The sequence below is a fragment of the Burkholderia sp. KCJ3K979 genome (assembly GCF_016759955.1).
In the GTDB taxonomy this organism is placed as follows: Bacteria; Pseudomonadota; Gammaproteobacteria; order Burkholderiales; family Burkholderiaceae; genus Burkholderia; species Burkholderia orbicola.
This window is the reverse complement of the sequence record NZ_JACFYV010000045.1, coordinates 1-21,458: the sequence shown is the minus strand read 5'-3', so window position 1 is coordinate 21,458 and position 21,458 is coordinate 1. Positions and strand designations below refer to the sequence as shown.

Sequence of the window (21,458 nt, the reverse complement as noted above, 5' to 3'; positions counted from 1 at the left end):
ATCGTTGGGGAGGTTGCTCGTGAAAAACCGGGTGCTGATGGTGATGACGCGGGACATTCCGCAGGACGTATCGAACGGGCGGGAGCGCACGCTGAGCTTCATCCGGAAGGCGATCGGCGACCACATGGACGTGACCGAATTCAAGATCCGGTCGGTGTTCGAGGACGGCGGCTGGCGCGCGAAGATCGGGGCCGCGGTGCGGGTCGGATGGAGCGTGTTGCGCGGCGCGCCGTGTGCGCTTCAGGTGGCGATGTTCTCGCATCCGCGCAAGCGCACGGCGCTGCTGCGCGCCGTCGAGACGATCAAGCCGGACGTGATCTATTTCGACGGCATCCGGCTCGTCGATTACGCGATCCTGGTGCGGCGCAGCGTGCCGGGCTGCCGGATCGTCGTGGATTTCGACGACCTCATGTCGCGCCGCGCGAACATCCTGCGCGAACAGGATTTTCCGTTGTCGGCCGGGTATCTGGAGAAGTCGATTCCGGGGCCGTTCGTCAGGCTCGCCAACGCGAGGCTGGTCCGCAACGCATTCCTCGGCTATGAAGCGTTCGCGCTGAAACGGCAGGAGCGCGCGGCGATCGACTCGTCGCATGCCGTTACGCTGGTTTCGACGGAGGACGCGCAGTCGCTGCGGCGCTCCCTCACGAACGACGAGGCCGTGAAGACGCACGTGATCGCGCCGCCGATGCATGCGCTGGTGCCGATGCGGCGTCCGACGGCGCCGTTCCGGTTCGTCTTCATCGGTTCGGACCGGCAGTTGCAGAACCGCCTCGCGATCGAATACCTGGTGGCGTTGTGGGCGCGTATCCGGCCGGCTACGCCGCTCGTGATCTACGGGCGCATGGCCGGCCGGTACGCGCCCGTTCCGAACGTCGAATTCGCCGGATTCGCGCCGACCCAGGCGGATGTCTACACCGGGTGCTCGATCGCGTTGTGTCCTGCGTTTCTGCGCGGCGGCATCAAGTCGAAGGTGCTGGAGGCGGTTTCGTACGGTTGCGTGCCGGTCGGCAACGAAGCCGCCTTCGAGGGGCTGGGATTCCACGACGAGGCGCTTGCGATGAGCGACGCGCGACTGGAGCGGTTCGTCGCCGATCCGGCCGCGGATCTGGATCGCGTCGTGGCGGCGGCCACACGCTTCGCCGCCTACTGCGAGCAGCATTTCAGCATGCCGGTATTCGATCGTCGGTGGCGCGAGCTGATCGCGCCGCCGGCCGGTAGCCCGTCGTGACGGGCGCCGCAACGAAGAGGAGGGCCTCGATGGTGTGATTCGAACGGCTCGCGGCCGGCCGGCTTCCGGACCTTGCATGTGCGGCATGGATACCGGAAAGGGGAAAGGCTTCCGCGAGCGATTCGCCGTCCGGCGGCCGATCGATTCAGCAGTCGGGCCGTCGGACGCCGTACCCATTCTTCACCGATACCTAATAGAAAATGAGACCGATCATATTTGGCGGACGGTTCGGATGGCTGCATCCGGGCAACGGGACGCGGGGCGTCGTCCTGTGCAACGCTTACGGACACGAATCCGTCTGGAGTCACGGCGGCATGCGGAATCTGGCGGATCGCCTGTCGGCGAGCGGAATGCCGGTGTTGCGTTTCGATTACCGCGGCACCGGCGATTCCGCAGGGGCCGATGGCGCGAACGACCAGTTCGAAACGGCCGTCGACGACGTGTGCGCGGCCATCGCGCGATTGCGCGAGGAAACCGGCGTCGCACGGGTGACGCTGTGCGGCCTGCGGCTGGGCGCGGCATTCGCGTTGCTGGCGGCGGACCGATGCGAAGTCGACCAGCTCGTGTTGCTGGCGCCGGTGGCAAGCGGACGCAGCTACGTGCGCGAACTGTCGATCATGCGCAATATCTGGCTCGACCAGTTGCCGGCGCCGTTGCGCGCGGCCCAGCCGAAAGACGCGCCGCTCAACGTGCTCGGGCAGGTCTACAGTGCGGCGTTCCGTACGCGGCTCAATGCATTCGACGCGATCGACGCGTTGAAGGACCGCACCGGTGCGCCGGCATCGAGAACGCTGATCGTCGACATGAGCGCCGGCGGCACCGACGCGCTGCAGAAGCGGCTCGAAGCGCTGGGCGGCAAAGTCGAGCAAAGGCCGTTCGAAGGCTATGCGGCGTTCATGCAGGAGACGACGTTCTCCAGCTTGCCGATGCGCGTATTCGATGCCGTCGTCGACTGGATCGCGGCCACCGATGGCCGGCAGGGGCCGTCGTCGCGCGCCGTGTTGAAAACGGACTGGGAACCCGACCTGATGCTGCGCACGCCCGAAGCATGCGAGCGGCCGGTCAGATTCGGCGTGGCCGGCCGCCTGTTCGGCATCCTGTGCACGCCGCACGAGATGCACGACCGTGGGCCGGTGCTGCTGATCACGAACACGTCGGCCAGTCCGCACGTCGGCGACAGCCGGCTGTCGGTGCGGATTGCCCGTGAGCTGGCGCGTCGCGGCATCGCGTCGCTGCGCTTCGACGGACGTGGGATCGGCGACAGCTCGCCGGTGCACGGCGCCGGTTCGCGGCAAGATGAGCGCCAGCCGGTCTATTCGAGCGCCGTCGTCGAGGACGTCGCGACGGCCGCGCACTGGTTGAAGGAGCAGGGGTATCGACAGGTCGTGTCGTTCGGCATCTGCTCGGGCGCATACAGCGCATTGCGTGCGGCGCTCGCGGGACGCGCGCTGTCTGGCGTCATATCGGTGAACCTCCAGCGCTTCCACGTGCCCGACGGCATCTCGACCGATGCGCTGCGCCAGCATCGCCCCAATTCGATGGCCGGTTACCGCTCCTCGTTCTTCGAGCTGAAGAAGTGGAAGCAGGTGCTGAGCGGCGATCGAAAGATCATGCCGTTCGTCCGGCTCGTGCTGAAGCGCTCGACCACGGCGCTGGCGGTGCGGATCGGCGCGTGGCGACGCCGGATCGCCGGCTGGTCGTGCGCGGAGACGATGCCGGTCGATCCGCACGAGATCCTGCGTACGCTGCAGCGCAAGGAGGTGAGCGCGTTGTTCGTCTGCGGTGCATACGACAGCAGCCTCGATCTGGTGACGATGTATTTCGGGCCGCGCGGCAAGCGGCTGTCGCGATTTGCCGGCGCGCGTGCCGTCGTGCTCGACGATCTCGATCACAGCGTATTCGGTTCGCATGCCGCCGACGCGGTGGTCGGGCTGTGCAGCGAATTCGTCAAGGGGCTCGAATCGCGCCGCGCGACGGCGGCGACGATCATCAACGCGGAGTCGCCGGCGTGATTCGATCCGGGCCGGGCTGTGTCACATGTCGAACAGTCGGCGCACGGAGGCGGTGCTACGGTAACGCATCCGTTCTCTGGCGATACCGCCCGGCTTCTACGCGACCCTGACGATGCATTCCGAACACTCCGGACGTCTGGACCATATCGATGCGATGCGCGCCGTCGCGGTCCTGCTCGTCATCTGGACACACTACGCCGAGCGGTTCGTCGCGCTGGCGGGCGCTCAGCAGTGGCTCGACACGCTGCAGCGCTCGGTCAATTTCGGACGGATCGGCGTGGTGGTCTTTTTCGGCATCAGCGGTCTGCTGATCCCGGTCAGTTTGCGCGGCCAGGCGGGACCGGGCACGCGGCGCTTCCTGATCCGCCGTTTCCTGCGGCTGTATCCGGCATTCTGGTTGTCCATTCCGATCGGCTGCGTCGTCTTCTGGACGTTGTTCGGCAAACCGGTGAGTGCGGCGCTGCTGATCGCCAATGCGACGATGATCCCGACCGCGTTCGGGCAGGAACCGGTCATGGGGCATTACTGGACGCTCGAAACGGAACTGTATTTCTACGGGCTTTGCCTCGTGCTGTTCTGGTGGGGCGGGCTGCACCGGATGCGTGACCTGTCGTTCGCCTGCATCGGGCTGTGTGCGGTGTTCGTGATCACCGTCGCGCTGCACGTCTTTCCCGATGACACACTGGGCCAGTACAAGGCCATGCCGTACCACCTCGCGATCATGTTCTGGGGTGCATGCTTTCGTCAGGCTTACGACCAACCGCTCGGCACGGTGCGGGTGAGCCGAGGGCGTGGCGGCATCACGCTGACGTACCGGTCCGTGGCGGGCCTGCTGACGGCGATGATCGTCGGCGTGGCGCTCGTCGGGGCGGCCAACGACTGGCGGCATCACAACGTCGACCATCTGCCGTCGTCGCTGGCTTACGTGGCCGGCATCGCGATCTTCGTGGCGATGGCGACGGTATTGAAAGTCCGCGCGCGCGGGATGGCGAAGCTGGGCGAGGTCAGCTACTCGATTTACCTGTTTCACGCGATCCCGCTGTTCGGCTTCTACTGGCTGTGCGAACACTACCGATGGACCGGATGGCCGCTGGGCGTCTACATGATCGTTCCGGTCGTGCCTTTGATTGCGTTGTCGTACCTGAGCTACCGGTATTGCGAGGCGCCCTGCGTGCGGCTCGCGCATCACCTGACCGCGTCGCGGCCGCGCGATGATCTGCCGCTCGGCAATCGGCCGGTCAATGCGACGCAGGACCCGGTCGGGAACGGATGACACGCGCGGACGGACGAAACGACGCGGCGCGGCGATCCCGCGTTGCCGATACGAATGGAATGAACGGTATGGAGCGGCGATGATGCTGGCGAGTACGGTGGTGCACGACGATTGCGGCGGCATGTCGCGATACCGGATGGTTCAACACACGTTTGGGATATCGAATTGAACGGTTTGTCGTCAATCGGCTCCCGGGAGGAAGCGACGCGCATCGTCGTCGTCAACGACTACGCGCGCAAGGGTGGCGCGGAGGAGGTCTACCAGACCTCCATCGAGGTGCTGCGAAACATCCCGGACGTGGAGGTGACCTCGTTCGACGAGACCAATTTCCCGGCGGGCGCAGGCGCGCTCACGCGCGGCTGGAATCGCGCCGCGGCGAACGCGCTGGCGGCGTTGCTCGACGACGTGCGTCCGCATCGCGTGCTGGTGCACAACTATCACAATCTGCTGACGCAATCGATCCTGCCGGTGCTCGCGCGGCGGCGCCGCGAGCAGGGATTCCGCACGTATCTGACGTGCCACGACTACCATCTGGTGTTCTACAACCCGAACCTGCTCGCCTATCGCGACGGGCGTCCGGTGCCGGTTCCGGTCGATGCGCTGTCGAATCCGGCGCGCTTGCTCGCACTGGCGAGCCCGCGCGGGCGGCTGCACGACACGGTGAAGAAACTGCACTGGCACGCGGTGTACGCGTATTGCAATCCGCGGGACGTATTCGACCTGTTCCTGTGCCCGAGCCCGTACATGCGTACGGCGCTGGCGCAGCGAGGCATCACGCGAACCGCATTGCTGCCGAATCCGGTGAGCACGCTGGCGGAGCCGTTCCCGCCGCGCGTGGGCGATCGCGAGCAGTTCGATCTCGCCTATGTGGGGCGGCTCGACGCGGAGAAGGGCATTCACGAGTTCATCGAACTGGCGCGGCAGACGGCGTTTCACCGTATCGGTACCCTGACGCTCTACGGCGACGGGACCTTGCGCGCGCAGCTCGAAACGCGCCACCACGATCTGGTCGAGGCCGGCCGGCTGCGTTTCGCCGGGCGACTCGGGCACGGCGAGCTGTTTCATGCGCTGCGCGCCCACGATGCACTGGTCCTGCCGTCCGTCTGGGCCGAAAACGCGCCGCTCGTGCTCGTCGAGGCCGCCACGCTGGGGCTACCGGTGCTGGCGCACGAGATCGGCAGCCTGTCGACGTTCGGCAGCGAGATCGGCAACAAGATCCTGTACCGGAATTCGCCGGCGGGCCTGACGGGGGCGCTCGATGAACTGGGGCGCCACCTGCACACCGCCGATCGACACTACGATTGTTCGGCTTACACGCCGTCGCGCTACGCGGCCCAGCTTGCGTCGTGGATGGGGCTCGGCGGGCAGCACGGCGGTTAAGGCGTGCCGCCGCGACACTCACGCGGGAGAAAGGTCATGCGGGCATTGCGACGTATTGCGGCGGTCGCGCTGGGTGCGCTGGCGCTGTCGGCCGGTTCCGGCTCCAGCCATGGCGGCGAGCGGGTGGCAGCGCTCGCGCCGGCCAATACGTCCGGCAGCCGCGATTTCAAGGGATCGTCGAACGGGCTGCTCGCAGGCACGTCGTCGATATCGAAAATCGATGTGCACACGCTGCTGTATTCGGGCAGCACCACGCAGGTGCTCGCGCACTATCTGCCGTGGTGGGGCCCCGACCCGCGCGGCGTGAACGTCGGCTATCGGTCCGACGATCCCCACCAGGCGTTTCGCACCTTCGCCGACATGCGTTCGAGAGGCATCGACGGCGTGATCGTCGACTGGTACGGCGCGGGCCATTTCGTCGACACCGCGTGGCAGGCATCGCTGCCCGAACTGGCGAAGTTTCCCGGGATGACGTTCTCGATCATGATCGACAGCGGTTCCTTCAAGTTCAATGCGTGCCGCGGCTGCGACCTGACCGAGACGATCCTGCACAACCTCGCGTACATCAGCCGCGAATACTTCACGTCGAGCCAATACCTGCGCTACGACGGTCATCCGGTCGTGTCCGAGTTCGGGATGGATGCGGTCGGGAAGGCCGACTGGGCACGGATTCACGCCGCATACCCCGACATCTACTGGATTCATACGTTGGCGCAGGGCTTCGATCTTCCGTACAGCAAGGGCGCGTATGTGTGGGCGCAGCCGTCGCCGCGGGCCACGCCGCAAGCGATCGGTACGCGGCGCGACCTGCTGTATCGCGAGCGCTTCTACGACATCGCGCGGAACCAGCCGCCGGGGGCGATCACGGTCGGCGGCGTGTGGAGCGGCTTCGACGATACGAAGGCATCGTGGGGCGCCGCGGCGCCGCGCTTTCTTGCGCCGTCGTGCGGCCGGACCTGGCTGGACACGTTCAGGAGCATCAACGAACGCTACAGCGTGCAGCGGCAACTGCCGTTCGTTCAGCTGATCACATGGAACGACTACGAGGAAGGCAGCGCACTCGAAACCGGCATCGCGAGTTGCACCGCAATCGACGCGCAGCCCGTGGGCGCGAGCGTGACCGTGCGGATCACCCATGCGGAAACCGTCGACCATCTCGAGCTGTACGAGCAACTCGGCGACGGAACGTTCAGCCTGGCCGGCCGCTATCCGGCCGATACCACCAGCATGCCGCTGCCGGACGGCCGGGCAGGCACCTACTTCATCAAGGCGGTCGGCAAGCCGTTCATCCAGAACGTCGTGTCGACGGCCGTCGTCGTGCACTGACGCGCGGGCGCCAAGCCCGTTCGGTCAGCGTGCGTCGTCGGCCGCCGGCACAGCAAGCACGGCAGTCTTCTGCGTCGCCGGTTCGGGCGGTACGCAAGTCGCCCGCCCATACTGATCCTCGAACCGCACGATATCGTCCTCGCCGAGATAGTTGCCCGACTGCACCTCGATGATCTCGAGCGGAATCCGGCCGGGATTCTCGAGTCGATGCACTTCGCCGACGGCGATGTACGTCGATTCGTTCTCGCACAGCAGGAACGTGTCGGCGCCGCGCGTCACCTTCGCGGTGCCGCGCACGACGATCCAGTGCTCGGCGCGGTGATAGTGCATCTGCAGCGACAGCCGCTTGCCGGGTTCGACGACGATTCGCTTCACCTGGAAGCGCTCGCCGAGATCGATCGAATCGTAGTGGCCCCACGGCCGCTGCACTTTGCGGTGCTCGCTCGCCTGCGGGCGCTGGTCGGTCTTCAGGCGCGCGACGATGTTCTTCACGCGCTGCACGTCGTGCTTGTTCGCGACCAGCACCGCATCGGCTGTCTCGATCACGACGACGTCCTTCATCCCGACGCACGCGACGAGACGGCCTTCCGAACGCACGAGGCTGTCCTGCGTATCCTCGAAGACGATCGGCCCGCGCGCGACGTTGCCCTGGTCGTCCTTCGGCATGATTTCCCAGATCGCGTCCCACGTGCCGACGTCCGACCAGCCGGCCGCGAGCGGCACCACGATGCCTTCGATGCCGAGTTCGGGGTGTTCCGCGAGGCGCTCCATCACCGCATAGTCGATCGAATCCGCCGGACACGCGTCGAAGGCCGCCGCATCGATCCGGAAGAACGGATCGTCGGCGACGCCCGCGCGCCATGCGCTGTCGCAGGCTGCGTGGATGCCCGGCGCGAGCGCGCCGATCGCCTTCAGCCAGACCGATGCGCGCGTGACGAAGATTCCGCTGTTCCACCAGTAATCGCCCGATTGCAGGTAGCGCTCGGCGAGCGTTGCATCGGGCTTTTCGACGAAACGCCCGATCGCGTAGCCGCCCTGGCTGCCGTGGCGGCCCGAGCGCGGTTCGCCGACCTGGATGTAGCCGTAGCCGGTCTCCGCGCGGCGCGGCAGCACGCCGAGCGTGACGATCGCGCCTTCCTGCGCATAACGCGCCGCGCGCGCGATCGCGTCCTGGAACGCGCCGACGTCGACGATCACGTGATCGGCCGGCATCACGGCGAGCACGGGATCGTCCGCGAGCGCGCTCGCATCGAGCGCCGCAAGCGTCAGCGCGGGCGCGGTGTTGCGCGCGGCCGGCTCCAGCAGGATGCGGGCAGGCGCCGAGCGGCCGTGTACCTGCTCGGCGCTCATGAAGCGATGCTGTTCGCCGCACACGAGCAGCAGCGTGTCGCCGAGCGACGCGTTCGCGATGCCGTTCAGGCGGCGCGCCGTCGCCGACAGCGGCGACTCGTTCGAAACCAGCTCGATCAGTTGCTTCGGATACTGCTCGCGCGACAGCGGCCACAGCCGCGTGCCGGAGCCGCCGGCGAGAATCACCGGCAGGATGCTCGGCAGATCGGGTTCGGGAACCGGGCGAAGGGTGCGGGTCATCGGTTCGCTCCGGTATCGGCGGGTAGTCGGGGGTGAGCGCGGCCGTCGGCGCGTGCGTCGTCGTTGCGCGAGACCGAAACGGCTCGCGACAGCAGCTGACGCAGCGCGCCGGCCGCGCGGTCGGCCGACCGGACCAGGCCCACGAACGGCGCGCCCTGTTCGAGATACGGACCGTAGGCCTTGCGGAATCCGAACTGTTTGTAGAACGCCTGACGCGGCGCAGGCACGTGCGTGCGCACCGCGGTGTCCGGCCACGCGGCCTGCGCGGCGGTGAGCGCGCGCTCGATCAGGCGTTCGAGCGTGTCGTCGTCTCGGCAGCTTTCGCTCGTCAGCACCTTGTCGATCACGACGTCCGGATCGATGTCGTCGCCGGGCAGGATGCGCGCGTAGGCGGCGACTTCCGTCGTGTCGCCGTCGCGCACGCTCGCGTAGACGTGCAGCGCGCCCGCGTCCTTGCCGTCGATGTCGAGATGCGTGTGCGCGTCCTCGACCACCAGCACGGCGTTGCGTGCGCGCAGGATTGCATAGAGATCGACGGCGCTCAGATGTTCGAATTCACAACAATGCCATTCCATGATGCTGTCCTCGCGTGATGCCTTCGGCATGCCGCGCCGCACGGACGCGATCGTTCCGTGCAGCGCGGCGATCCTCATCATCCGGATGCGCGGTACGGCGGTCTGTTCGAAAGCGTACTCACCCTGGGGATTCGCACGCCGGCGCCGGATACGGGGCGATGCACATGACGCGCGAGCGTCGCAAGGTGCGGTAGCACACAACGTCCGGGCCGGCGCCTTTTCATAATTGATTCATCGTGGTGGCCTGCAATGAAGCATGGCCGGACGACATCGCACGCAAACGACGGACGGAGGCGGGACCGGAAATTGCGATCCTCGGCTGATCGTGCGCGACAGTGCGTGACACAGGATCGTCGCCGATTGCGGGGCGTCTGCGGATTCATGCGATCTCGCCGCGTTCCAGCGGAATGGCGCGCACCTGCGCGGTGCCCCGTCCGGCGTCGGTACGCTGGCGCTCGCGCGCATGCCCGACCGCCGCGATCTGTCAGCCGTCGGCTGGCGTTCGAGCCGTGCGGCTGGCGCGGCGCGCAAGGATGGCGATCATGCTGCACCGCACGACACGCGCGCCAACGCCCGGTATTCACGCCGACTCACGCGGGTCGGCGCGAATCCGCCGAAAAGAGCCGGTGCGGCGCAATGTCGAGGATTACGCGGTGATTACGACGTGTAACGGCCGGGCGGCCCGCGCGCCGCCGCGATGCGATCCGGCTACCCGGCCGCGGGCGGGATTATGCGGTCCGGCGAACACGGCGCCGCGATTTTTGGGAGATTTCGATGGAAATCACGAGCAATCGCCAGGATCAATGTTGCGGAAAAGTAGTATTTGCCACTGATTGACGGGAATGGTCATAGATAATCAAATCTCAGTGGTCAAAAGCGCACGGCGCCGCGCCGCGGGCAGCGTAACCGACTGATTCAGGTTTATCGTTTGGTAACAAGACCAACGCGAAACGGGGTGTAGATTCAGGTGCGGATGAAATGGGGCGGTCAATCCGGGCGCGGTTTGGCAGCCCTCCGGTTCAGCATCGGGCGCGACTGTCGTGTACGACGCGACGCACATGTGGACGGAATTTCCGTTGCCGACGTGCCCCGCCTGACGGCGGGTCGCTTCAAAGCCGGAATGTCGTGGCTCCCGTAGCCGCGCATTCCGTTCGAGTTCGATGACAACGAGGCCGGATGACATTCGGCTCGACCTCCGGGGGTTCTCGCCGTGTGCAGTTTCTATCTTCGCCAAGGCTGCGGAAACGCAGCGCGGAAAGGCGGCCATGCGCCGCCGGCCGCAGCGCACGCGTACGGTTCGCGGAGTGCAGAAAATGATGGTTCGTTATGAATATGCCAATAACGCGCGATAAGAGCGCCGGCGTGGGGAGCGGTAACGGGCAGCGTCCGTTGATTTACTGGACGCAGTCGCCGTCCGTGATGCTGCGAAAGGAATTGTCGCGCCGCGACTGGAAAGTATCGGTCGTCGCGCATGCGAGCGAGCTGCGCGACACGTCCGGCGAAATTACCTGCGGCATTCTCGACTTGAGCGGCGGCCACGCCGATGCGATCGGCAGCATCGCGTCGACCTGCGCGTCGATGCGCGACGTCGTCTGGGTGGCGCTCGTGGATGTCGGCCAGACCGCCTCGCCGAACGTGCGGGCGCTGTTGCGCGACTACTGCTTCGACTACGTGACGTTGCCGGCGTCGCACCAGCGGATCGCCGATACGGTCGGCCATGCCTACGGCATGGAATGCCTGTTCGCGCGCGATCGCGAACAGCTCGAATCGGAAGAAAAGGGCATCGTCGGCACCTGCAGCGCGATGCTGCGGCTGTTCGATACGGTGCGGCGTTTCGCGCGCACCGACGCACCGGTATTCGTGTTCGGCGAAACGGGAACCGGCAAGGAACTCACGGCCGTTGCGATCCATCGTCATTCGGAACGGCGCAACGGCCCGTTCGTTGCCGTCAACTGCGGCGCGATCCCGCCGCATCTGCTGCAATCGGAACTGTTCGGCTATGAACGCGGTGCGTTTACCGGCGCGAACGCGCGCAAGATCGGCTACGTCGAAGCCGCGAACGGCGGCACGCTGCTGCTCGACGAAATCGGCGACCTGCCGCACGAAAGCCAGGCGAGCCTGCTGCGATTTCTGCAGGAGCGTTCGATTCACCGTCTTGGCGGAAGTGATCCGGTGCCGGTCGACGTCCGGATCGTGTCGGCAACGCACGTCGATCTGCGCGAGGCAATGGAAGAAGGGCGTTTTCGCGCCGACCTGTTCCACCGTCTCTGCGTCATGCGCATCGACCAGCCGCCGCTGCGCGCCCGCGGCAAGGACATCGAACTGCTCGCGCACCACATGCTCGAACGCTTTCGCGGTGACGCGCGCCATCGCGTGCGCGGGTTCTCGACCGATGCGATCACGGCGCTCTACAAGCACGACTGGCCGGGCAACGTCCGCGAGCTGATCAACCGCGTGCGCCGTGCGGTCGTGATGACGGAGGGGCGCCTGATCACCGCGCAGGACCTCGAGCTCGAATACTGTCTCGACGCGGCGTCGCCGTCGGTGGCCGACATCCGCAAGTCGATCGAACGCGAGGCGATCGAAACCGCGTTGCTGCGGACACGCGGGCGCGTTGCCGCTTCGGCGCGCGAACTCGGCGTGTCGCGCGCGACGCTGTATCGCTGGATGGAGGCGTACGGTATCGAGCGGCCGCGCGGGACCGGCTCGTCCGATTGATACATGGCGGCACGACGCTCGCGGTCGCCGCGAGCGTCGCGTCAGCCGGCCTGCGTGGCCCGCACCGCGCGTGAGGCGTTCACGGCACGGATTTCCACCGCGGGCGGCGCGTTGTCGTCAGCCGCCGCGGGCTTCCCGTCGATTCGCAATGGAATCAGCGCGATGCGCGCCGGCGTGCCGGGCGCGAGATGGAACCAGTCGTCGCCCGGCATGAAACCCGGCGCGTCGATCTGCACGTGGCGTGCGACGTGCCGGGTGTCGATGTCGACGTGCCAGGTCTCGCCGGTGCGCGACACGCATGCCTCGATCCCGGGTTCGCGGCGCGCCAGCACGGCCGGATGCGTGCGGGACGGGAAATGGAACGCCTGCGACAGCAGCGTGCCGTCGTCGGCGCGCAAGGTCGCGACGACCGTATCGTGTTCGCAAGGGCCGAAACGGTACGCGTAGGTCCAGTCGAAGAAGTGGCCGAGCAACTCGGCCGAGCCGAGCCGCACCGTGTCGTACGCGGCGATCCGCACCGGGCAGCCGGCCCGCGCGACCGGCGTGCGGCCGTCGCGCAGCGCGACCAGCTCGATCGCCGCCGACAGCGGCGCCGGGCGTTCGTTGACGACGTGCACGTCGAGCCCGTTCAGCCCTTCGTCGACGAGCAGCACCTGGATCGGCTGCAGCACCTGGCGCAGCGCATACCAGGCCGATTTCGGCCGGTGCGCGGCGTCGATCACGCCCCATCCGGCGCCTGGCATCACGTCCTGGAACTGCCACACGAGCGCGCCGGCGCAGCGCGAGCCGGCGCGGCGCCATTCGGAAAACGTGTCGCGCATCACGTCCGCGATCACCGCACGCGACAGCTCGACATAGCGTGCCGGATCCTCCCGCCGCAGCCGGTCGGGCGCGACGTCGTAGAGCGTCTGCAGATAGTGGTCGCGGATATCGTCGAAATCCCACGACGTGCCGGGGTCGCGCGGCACGGCCGCCTTCCAGCGCGGCTCGTGCACGCCGGGCCAGCCGAGTTCGGCGAGCGTCGCGTCGCAAGGCACGTTCGCGAACGCGAGGCATTCGCTCGCGAAGCGTACGTCCGCGCGGCGCGCGTCGTCGAGCGGACGCAGGTACGCGCCGACGCCGTAGTAGTGCGACACGCGTTCGCGCGGCGTGAACGGCAGCACGCCGCCGTCGGGCGAATCAGGCACGTAGGGGACATCGGGGCGGTGCGCGGCCGCGTGGCCGGCCAGCCGGTCGGCCGTCAATTCGAGGAAGCGCTGCTTCGGCCCGAGCCCCGACATCGCGGCTTGCTGCGCGATCTCGCTGCCGCCGCACAGCACCGCGAGCGACGGCGAGGCGCCGTGACGCGAGAGAAACTGGCTCGCTTCGCGATCGACGTTGGCCGCGAACGCGGGATCGTCGAGCGCGTAATCGAAGTTCGCGAAACCGAAGTCCTGCCAGACCAGCAGCCCGAGCCGGTCGCACGCCGCGTGGAACGTGTCGGCCTCGTAGGTCATCGTGCCGCCGACGCGGATCATGTTGAAACCGGCGTCGCGGGCGAGCCCGAGCAGGTGGCCGTAGGTCGCGTCGTCCGCGTGCAGCGCGAGCGGCGCGGCGCTGCTCCAGCATGCGCCGCGCGCGAACACGGGCACGCCGTTGATGCGCAGTCCGAACCCCTTGCCGTCGGCGCCGGAATCGATCTCGATCGTGCGAAAACCCGTCGAGCCGAGCGGCCGGCGCGTGGCGCCGATATGCAGCGCGATCTCGTAGAGCGCCGGTTCGCCGTGGGTATGCGGCCACCAGCGGCGCACGTTGGGGATCGCGACGCTCGTGCGCAGCCGGTCGGCGCCGGCCCGTTCGAGCGTCGCGTGATGTTCGCCGCACGACAGCCGCGCCGCGAACGTGTCGGGCAACGGCGCGGCGAACGTCAGTTCCGCATCGAGCCAGCCCGTGTCGCCTTCGACGCGGGCCTGCAGTTTGTAATCGGTGAGAACGTGCCCGTCGGCCGGATCGAGCACGTCGACGGGCCGCCACGGGCCGGTCGGCACGTACGGCGGAAACCAGCCCGGCATGTGCCCGAACAGCGACGTGCGGATCGTGCGCAGCCCGGCCGGCTCGGCCAGCCGTGTGCGCCAGCGCGCCCGGCGCGGTGCGCGTGCGTCGCGCAGGTGCGGCGCGAGTGCGCGGAAACAGAGCGTCAGCCGGTGCGTGCCGTCGAGCGACACGGGCACGTCGTGCGCGACGAACATGCTGTCGGAATGGAGGATCGGCGTGTCGTCGAGCCAGGCCTGCGCGAGCGTCGCGAGGCCGTGAAAGCGCAGGATGCGCGGCCCGCGCCCGCGCAGCTCGAGGCGGTACCAGTGGTCGCGCTCGTCGAGCGACGCGGCTTCGTCGAGCCGGCCGGCCAGCGCGAGCGCCTGCGCGACCGTGCCGGGCACCGGCGCCGCGATCCAGCCGCCATGGTTGGCAGGGAGGTCGCGCGGGTCCCGCACGGCGCCCGCGGCCGTCGCCAGCATCGACCACGCCGGCAGGGGGCGCGCGCGCGTCACCGCATGGCCGACACGGGCTCCGTGTCGTAGCGCACGGGCGTCACGTGCCGCAGCGGCGCACCGATCTGCCGCGCGCACGCGACGAGGTCGCCGTACGCGGTCTCGATCGCTTCGAGCGTCGAATCGCCGCGTTCTTCCTTGCCGCGTGCGCACGCGCGCGCGAGCCGGAATTCGAGCACCATCGCTTCCGACGCGATGCGATCGCACGCGGCGCGGATCTCGGCGAACGGCCCGGTGCAGCCGCTCGCCTGCAGCCAGCGCGCATAGTGGCCGAACAGTTCGAAATTCGCGCCGAGCTGCCGCACCGAATTGAACGAATACGCATGGAAGCGCTCGAGCGGGGCCTCCGCGAGAATGGGCGCGTCGGCCTGCAACTGCCGACGGAACGCCGCGATCGGATCGACGACCGGCAGGCGCCGCAGGTGGCGCTGCAACGCGGCGAGCGACGCTTCGCACAGCGCGCGCTCGTCGAGCGGCGCAAAGCGTCGCTTCGCGCATTCGACGTACGGCGGCAGCGTCATCGGCGAACTGTTGCCGACGAGCCCGTTGTAGTCGAAATCCTCGGCGACGTAATAGCCGCTGTTGTGGAAGTAGCCGATCTGGTGCTTCGCGCGGTCGATCGCATCGATGCCGATCGTCGTCTTCGTGTGCTGGGTGCGGTAGCTGCTGCCGCGCGTATCGGGCAGGAACCACGCATCGACCTCGACGATCATCAGGTGGCCGCGCGCGACCTGCGTCTCGATGTGCTGGTCGAGCGGCTCGTAGATCGAATGTTCCTGGACGACGATCCCGTAGAGCCGCTCCAGCTCGTCGTGCGGAAACTTGAAGAACGTGAACTGGTCGCCCTCGAAATCGAGCGCGATCGTAAACGGCAGCGCCGCGTACGGATTGAGGCCCCACCACCGGAGCACCTCGAGCCACATGTCGACGTAGCAGTTGGTCTGTTTCCAGACCATCTCCTGACTGTGCAGCGGGTGCGGCCGGTAGTGGCGAGCGCGGTGGCGCACGCTCTCGAACGACGCGTCTTCGCCGTCGCGGGAAACGAACCTCATCGCGTGCCCCACAGCACGTCGCGGACTGCTTGCGGCCATGCGTCGATGTCGAAGCCGTGATGACGGAACAGCGCGAGCGTGAGCCGCTCGAGACCGAAGCCGACGCAGCCCGTGTGCGCGACGTCGCCCGTCGCGGTGCGGATGTCCCACAGCAGCCCGAAATGGTCCATGTGGTAGTTGAAGCTCAGGCACGCGGTCTGGCGATCGTCGTGCTCGATCGGGATCAGCAGCTCGAACTTCAGGTTCTGCTCGCGCTGGCTGTCCGCGACGATCTTGCCGCCGCGTCCGAAGAACGGGTCGTTCGCGAGATCGATCGCATTCGGCAGGCCCAGTGACTCGATCATCCGCGTGCCGCGTTCGATCCACGTCTCGCGGAACGAGACGATCTGCTCGGGCGTGCCGATCCGCACGTACTCGCGCATCCGGAACAACTGCATGCGGGTCGGGTCGAGCGACGGTTCGTGACGGAAGCAGTACGAGAACACGTCGACGATGCGGCCGTCGGCAGGCAGCGCGCCCGCGCGGGCGACGACGGGATAGACGGGGTAGCACGCGGCCGGCGTCATCACGACGTAGGTCGGCTTCTGGTTCTCGGTCCAGTCGTCGCCGCGATCGAGGCATTGCAGCACGCGCTGATGCTGGCGCTCGTCGCCGCAGAACGCATGCACGCTGCCCGCCAGTTGCGGGAAGCTCTTCATGTATTCGCTGCGCTCGAACTCCATGCGGCTCATCGCCGGCGGAAAGCGCAGCACTTCGGCCTGCTGGTCGGCGCCGATGCGCGTGACGAACGCGTCGAGCGCTTCGACCACGCGCTCGAATCGTTCGCTGCGGCCGAACAGGCCCTGGATGCCGGTCGAAACCAGCAGGCCCGCGTCGATCAGCGCGTCGCGCAGCGGATTGACACCCGCGCGGTCGAGCGGTGCGTCGGCGGGAACGGAGGCGGCGGAGGGCACGGCGAGGCGATCGTTCACGTATGTTTCTCCAGCGTCGCAGGACGCAGCGCGAGCAACAGGCTCGCAGTGTTGGCGGCAATGCGGTCGTTGCTGATCATCAGCGGCGCCGCGTGCAGGTCGCGAATGTGGCGGCCGATGCTGAACGGCGTGCCTTGCTTGTAGCCGGCCATCCCGCAAATCATCATCGCCTGCTGCGCGACTTCGAGCGCGGTCGCCGACACGTAGGTCTTCAGCGTATTGATCTCGGCGGCCCAGGCCATGCCGGCCGACCACGAGCGGGCCGACGCGTTCGCGTGGAGGCGCAGCACGTTGTCGACGCGGGCCTGCATCGCCTGCATCAGCGCAAGCGATTCGGCGATGCGCCGCGCGGCGGGCGACGGCGCGCCGTCGGTCTGGCGCGCCTGTGCACGGAAGAACTGGTGCGCGCGATGAAACGCGTCGCCGGCCACGCCGATCCACACCGCGGCCCACAGGATGTGCGAGACCGGCACCATCGTTTCCTCGGCGATCTTCGCGAACGGCACCGGCAGGCATTGCACGGCGGCGCCTTGCGCGTCCAGCACGAAGCCGTTGCTGCACGTGCCGCGCATGCCGAGCGTGTCCCATTCGCCGCGGCGCGTGAGCGTATAGCCGTCGCGCAGCAGCGTGACGAGCACCTGCTCGGAAGCCGGCGCATCCGCATCGCGTCGCGCGGTGGCGAGAATGCCGTCCGCGTAGTCGCCGTACGAGATCGTCGGCGCGGATTTGTGCAGCCGGAATCCGCCGCCGTCGATCTCGAGTGCGCACTGGCTCGCGCGCAGGTTGCCGCCGACGCCGTCTTCCGACGTGGCTGATGCGAGCAGCCATTGGTGGCGCACGAGCTGTTGCAGGAACAGCCGGTGCCAGCCCTGATCGGCGGCGTGGTCGACGATGCAGGCGACCTGGATCTGGTGCATCGCGAACACCATCGCCGACGACGCGCAGGCCTGGCCGAGGATCGAGCAGGCCGACGCGATGTCTTCCAGCGACGCGCCAGCGCCGCCGAGATGGGTCGGCACCATTGCGCCGAGCAGGCGGCGCGCGCGCATCGCCTCGATCGCCTCGACGGGGCAGCGCGCGTCGCGATCGACCGCATCGGCATGCTGGGCGGCGATCTGCGCGACGGCATGCGCGGCCTCGTCGAGCCGATGCGAATCGCTGTCGGACGCGAGTTCGGGAAGCAGCGCGCTCATGCGGAGTGCTCGGTGCGTTGCAGCGTGGCGATCGTGTCCGCGAGCGCGTCGATGCTGCGGAACAGGTTGCGGTTCAGCATCTCGTCGGGAATCTCGATGTTGAACTGCTTTTCGATCGCGAGCATCAGCTGGATCGTATCGAGCGAGGAGAGGCCCGCTTCGTAGAGGTCGTCCCCGTCACCGATCGAATCGATCGCGGCTTCGAGGTGGGCGACGTGCTTCAGGATGGTTCTGATTTCGTTTTTCACGTGCTGCTCCGGCGTGCGTGGTGTCGTCCGCTCGGGCAGACGCGCGATCAGCGCTGACATCCCCCCGGCAGTCCGGCATCAGTAGACCATTGGCAGACACGACGTTCTGTTCGCCACCCTACAAACGGCTGACCCGGCACGCGGGCGGCGCCGAAGCGCCGCTCCGGCCGGTGCGCCGATCATGCGCGCGACGCGGCCGGCACGCCCGAGTCGGCCGACAGGATGCGCTTCATCTCGTCGCGCACGATCGCGCGGCAGCCGCACGACATTTTTTCGAGGCCGTCGAGGTCCGCGAGCTCGATCGAGCTGCGGTATTGGCGAATCAGGCCGAGCTTCTGGATTTCGCCGGCGGCGTCCGTGACCGTTTCGCGCCGTACGCCGAGCATTTGCGCGAGCATGCTGTGCGTCACCTGGATCTCGATGCTGCGCGTGCGGTCGAACGCCAGCAGGAACCATCTGCATAACTGATGTTTGAGCACGTGATGACGGCTGCAGAACGTGATCTGCGACACCTGCGCCATCAGCAGCCGCACGCAGACGAACACGAGGTGGCGGATCACCGGCGACGCATCGAACGCGGCGGAGAACACACGCCGGTCGAGCCGGTAGACGAAGCCGTCGCGGCACGCGAGCGCACGGCACGGCATCCGGCCGCTGCCGCCGATCACGTCGTCGCAGACCACGCTTTCGCTGCCGATCTCCGCGACTTCCAGCGTCATGCCGCCGGACGACACGTACTGCAGCGAAATCGCGGTCGTGACCGGCAGGTAGACCGCGGCGAGCATCTCGCCGGGTTCGCAGAGCACTTGCCCGGATTTCAGGTGAACGAGTTGCAGGTGGGGCGTCAGTGTGAGGAGTTCGTCGCGGTCGATGGCCGCGAGAAACCGGTTGGCATCGAAGCTGTGGGAAAGCTCGATCATGCCGTTCGCATGCGCGACGGCGTCGGCGGCCTGGTGAGTCACGGGCGCATCCTCGCAGGTTGGCGGTCGCGCGTCGTTTCGGCGAATCCCGGAACGGGATTTCGCACGATCGTGCGGACTTGTGTGGATCAAAAACGGAATGACGATACTCGCGAAAAAGGCTAGCACGCAATTGAAATCGTCCAATTCCGCATTCTGTAATTTTACAAAGTTTGACGGTTGCGATTGAGCACAAACGTTATGCCGATTTAAGAATTCATTTCGCCAGAATTAATCATCCTGAAATGGAATCGTGTGTTCGCTTGTCATTCGATGTCGATAGGGAATCAATCGGACGACGTGCGCATCGTACAGCGAAAGTGTCGGAAAGGCATTGAACATTATTTGACAAATAAATGGGGATCACCTGATTTTTCATTTGAATCAAAGGCTTGTGGGTGATGTGTGCGGCGGCGCACAGAGTGCCGGATGAGTGTGCCGATTCAAATTTGAGACAGTTTGAAACGAGCGTGTGAGCTGCTGTGGCACCGGTAAATGCTGCGCTGCACATCACGGAAACAATTGAAAATCGGCTGTAAGTATTTGAACGATAAGCGTCGTGGCAGCCGCGTAGCCGCCGTGATCCGATAGTCGGGAATTGATCAGTCGAATGCGCGCTGTGTCCAGCGGATGGAAGAGTGTCCGGAAATGAGACGTTTTTTTGCTTTTGGGGTCGGTTATTTGGGGGCGCTAAATCGGATGTGATTCATATATTAAGGACGGGCGGCTATTGGCACGTAAATCGCTTATTCGGGCTGGCGTGTAGAGAACGGGACAGTCGACTCAATCGGGCAATGACAAACCGATGGTCAGTCGGATTCAGGGTTGTGGGCCGCAACCGCTGTCAATGTCCTGGTGCGCATCGCGATAACGAATTCCGTGCATGCGGTTGCAGGCGGCGCGGACGATAAAAGGGATACAGACATGCTTCATCTTCACTCGAGCTATTCGGCGAATGCCATTCTTGCTGCCCTCCCGGAGGACAGCATCCGCACCATCGCACCGCATCTCGAACTGGTCAGGATCAAGGCCGGGATGCTCAACCGGGTCGGCGAGCCGATGCGTCATCTGCATTTTCCGACGACGGCGATGATGTCGGTCCAGCACCTGATGGAGGATGGTGCGATGGTCGAGGTGGCGGTGGTGGGCCGCGAGGGCGTGGTCGGGCTGGGGACGCTGGTCGGCGGCATCGCGGCGTCGAACCGGGTCGAGGTGCGGATCGGCGGGATGGCTTATCGCGTGCCGAGTTGCGTGATGCGCGCCGAATTCGAGCGGTCGCCGCAGACCTATCGGCTGCTGCTCAACACCTGCCAGGCGACGATGGCGCAGATCTCGCGCAGCGCGCTGTGCAACCGGCACCACTCGGTCAGCGAGCAGCTCAGCCGCTGGCTGCTGCTCGCGCACGACCGGATCGACGGCGACGAGCTGGCGGTCACGCAGCAGACGATCGCGAACATGCTCGGCGTGCGGCGCGAGGGCGTGACGGAAGCGGCCGGGAACCTGCAGGAAGCCGGGCTGATCCGGCAGCGCCGCGGCCGCATCACGGTGCTCGACCGCGACGGCCTCGAACATCACGCCTGCGAATGCTACGACCTGATTCGCGCGGACTATCGCCGGTTGCTCGGGACGCGCGGGAATGCGATGCCGGCGACGGTTCGCCCGCGCATGCCGGAAGGGCACCGCGGATTCCCCGCACACGGTGCGTGACGATGCAGTCGATGTCCGGTGGAACGAATGCGATGCGGCGTGCCGCGATCGCGGCGGCCGACGTCGTGCTCGTGATGGCCGGCGCGCTCGTCGCGCAGGCGGCGTCGGGTCTCGGCTGGCATGCGCTGTCCGACGCGCAGCGCGGTGCGATCGCGCTGCTGTGCGTGCTGACGGTGGCGCTGCTGCCGCGTTACCTGCGCACCGTGCGCGGCGGCGTGGCGGTGCAGGGTGGCGCGCACGTGCTGACGCACACGCTGGTGGCGGTCGTTTGCGCGAGCGTGCTGACGGTGGCCGGCACGATGTGGATCATGAATCGCGGCGGCACGGTGACGACCCGCTGGATCGTGCGCACGGTGCTGGCCGGCGACGCGGCACTGCTGCTCGGGCGCGCGGCGCTGCTGGCGCTCGCGCTGACGCGCGGCGACCCGCGGGCGCGGCAGCGCCGCGTCGCCGTCGTCGGGGCAACGGCGTACGGGCGCGTGGCGATCGAGCGGATGCAACTGGCGCCGAATGGCCCGTTCGTCGCCGCATGCGTATTCGACGACGATGCCCAGGCCGTCGCGGGCGGTATCGGCGGCGTGCCGGTGATCGGCGACTGGAACGGGTTGCGTGAACTGATTCGCGGCGGCGGCATCGATGAGGTCTGGCTCACGCTGCCGATGTCGCACGAGTGGCGGATCCAGCGCATCGTGCGCGAG

General features: G+C 66.9%; 16 protein-coding genes. 8 read left to right on the top strand and 8 right to left on the bottom strand.

The window, feature by feature from the left end; translation table 11 throughout:
• Positions 1 to 19 precede the first annotated feature (19 nt).
• The 5 genes from H3O04_RS36655 to H3O04_RS12980 all read left to right on the top strand — a co-directional run bounded on the left by H3O04_RS36655 (position 20) and on the right by H3O04_RS12980 (position 7,219).
• Positions 20 to 1,228 (top strand): glycosyltransferase, encoded by a 1,209-nt coding sequence (locus H3O04_RS36655; protein ID WP_069231030.1) that lies wholly within the window; start codon positions 20 to 22, stop codon positions 1,226 to 1,228.
• Positions 1,229 to 1,428: 200 nt separating this feature from the next.
• Positions 1,429 to 3,240, top strand: a complete 1,812-nt coding sequence (locus H3O04_RS12995) for an alpha/beta hydrolase (RefSeq protein ID WP_202587841.1) — start codon at positions 1,429 to 1,431, stop codon at positions 3,238 to 3,240.
• 112 nt (positions 3,241 to 3,352) lie between these two features.
• The gene (locus H3O04_RS12990; RefSeq protein ID WP_124591590.1) at positions 3,353 to 4,513 is read left to right on the top strand and encodes an acyltransferase family protein; all 1,161 of its coding nucleotides are present in this window, start codon (positions 3,353 to 3,355) and stop codon (positions 4,511 to 4,513) included.
• A 165-nt stretch (positions 4,514 to 4,678) separates the two neighbouring features.
• Positions 4,679 to 5,893 carry a glycosyltransferase gene (locus H3O04_RS12985; RefSeq protein ID WP_006479197.1) on the top strand — a complete coding sequence of 405 codons (1,215 nt, stop codon included), beginning with the start codon at positions 4,679 to 4,681 and terminating at the stop codon, positions 5,891 to 5,893.
• Positions 5,894 to 5,929: 36 nt separating this feature from the next.
• Positions 5,930 to 7,219: a hypothetical protein gene (locus H3O04_RS12980; RefSeq protein WP_023477344.1), complete on the top strand. Its 1,290-nt coding sequence runs from the start codon at positions 5,930 to 5,932 to the stop codon at positions 7,217 to 7,219.
• Between the two features lie 24 nt (positions 7,220 to 7,243).
• Here the strand turns inward: H3O04_RS12980 and H3O04_RS12975 are convergent, their stop codons facing one another.
• Entirely contained in the window at positions 7,244 to 8,809 is a 1,566-nt protein-coding gene (locus tag H3O04_RS12975) for a mannose-1-phosphate guanylyltransferase/mannose-6-phosphate isomerase (protein ID WP_023477345.1), read from the bottom strand.
• On the bottom strand, positions 8,806 to 9,414 hold the full coding sequence (locus tag H3O04_RS12970; protein ID WP_171984285.1) for a drug:proton antiporter: 609 nt from the start codon (positions 9,412 to 9,414) through the stop codon (positions 8,806 to 8,808). Before H3O04_RS12970 ends, H3O04_RS12975 begins: the two co-directional genes overlap by 4 nt.
• 1,296 nt (positions 9,415 to 10,710) lie before the next feature.
• On the opposite strand from H3O04_RS12970, the gene H3O04_RS12965 reads away from it, so the two are divergent.
• Positions 10,711 to 12,102, top strand: a complete 1,392-nt coding sequence (locus H3O04_RS12965) for a sigma-54 dependent transcriptional regulator (protein ID WP_034196362.1) — start codon at positions 10,711 to 10,713, stop codon at positions 12,100 to 12,102.
• Positions 12,103 to 12,143: 41 nt separating this feature from the next.
• Here H3O04_RS12965 and H3O04_RS12960 read toward each other — a convergent pair whose 3' ends face one another.
• From H3O04_RS12960 to H3O04_RS12935, 6 genes are all read right to left on the bottom strand, one after another.
• Positions 12,144 to 14,597 (bottom strand): glycoside hydrolase family 2 protein, encoded by a 2,454-nt coding sequence (locus H3O04_RS12960; protein ID WP_237666268.1) that lies wholly within the window; start codon positions 14,595 to 14,597, stop codon positions 12,144 to 12,146.
• Positions 14,598 to 14,626: 29 nt separating this feature from the next.
• Positions 14,627 to 15,682 (bottom strand): DUF1839 family protein, encoded by a 1,056-nt coding sequence (locus H3O04_RS12955; protein ID WP_202587839.1) that lies wholly within the window; start codon positions 15,680 to 15,682, stop codon positions 14,627 to 14,629.
• Positions 15,679 to 16,653 carry an amino acid--[acyl-carrier-protein] ligase gene (locus H3O04_RS12950; protein WP_006479192.1) on the bottom strand — a complete coding sequence of 325 codons (975 nt, stop codon included), beginning with the start codon at positions 16,651 to 16,653 and terminating at the stop codon, positions 15,679 to 15,681. Before H3O04_RS12950 ends, H3O04_RS12955 begins: the two co-directional genes overlap by 4 nt.
• Positions 16,650 to 17,846 carry an acyl-CoA dehydrogenase family protein gene (locus H3O04_RS12945; protein WP_006479191.1) on the bottom strand — a complete coding sequence of 399 codons (1,197 nt, stop codon included), beginning with the start codon at positions 17,844 to 17,846 and terminating at the stop codon, positions 16,650 to 16,652. Before H3O04_RS12945 ends, H3O04_RS12950 begins: the two co-directional genes overlap by 4 nt.
• Positions 17,843 to 18,094: an acyl carrier protein gene (locus H3O04_RS12940; protein ID WP_006490451.1), complete on the bottom strand. Its 252-nt coding sequence runs from the start codon at positions 18,092 to 18,094 to the stop codon at positions 17,843 to 17,845. The genes H3O04_RS12945 and H3O04_RS12940 overlap by 4 nt, the downstream gene beginning before the upstream one ends.
• Before the next feature lie 179 nt (positions 18,095 to 18,273).
• Positions 18,274 to 19,056, bottom strand: coding sequence for a helix-turn-helix domain-containing protein (locus H3O04_RS12935; protein WP_202587838.1), 783 nt, complete (start codon positions 19,054 to 19,056; stop codon positions 18,274 to 18,276).
• Positions 19,057 to 19,977: 921 nt separating this feature from the next.
• Here H3O04_RS12935 and H3O04_RS12930 point away from each other — a divergent pair.
• Together H3O04_RS12930 and H3O04_RS12925 are read left to right on the top strand one after the other, a co-directional pair.
• Positions 19,978 to 20,760, top strand: a complete 783-nt coding sequence (locus H3O04_RS12930) for a Crp/Fnr family transcriptional regulator (RefSeq protein ID WP_023476863.1) — start codon at positions 19,978 to 19,980, stop codon at positions 20,758 to 20,760.
• 11 nt (positions 20,761 to 20,771) lie between these two features.
• Positions 20,772 to 21,458: nucleoside-diphosphate sugar epimerase/dehydratase (locus H3O04_RS12925; protein ID WP_442862827.1), on the top strand; the 687-nt coding region annotated here is incomplete at its 3' end.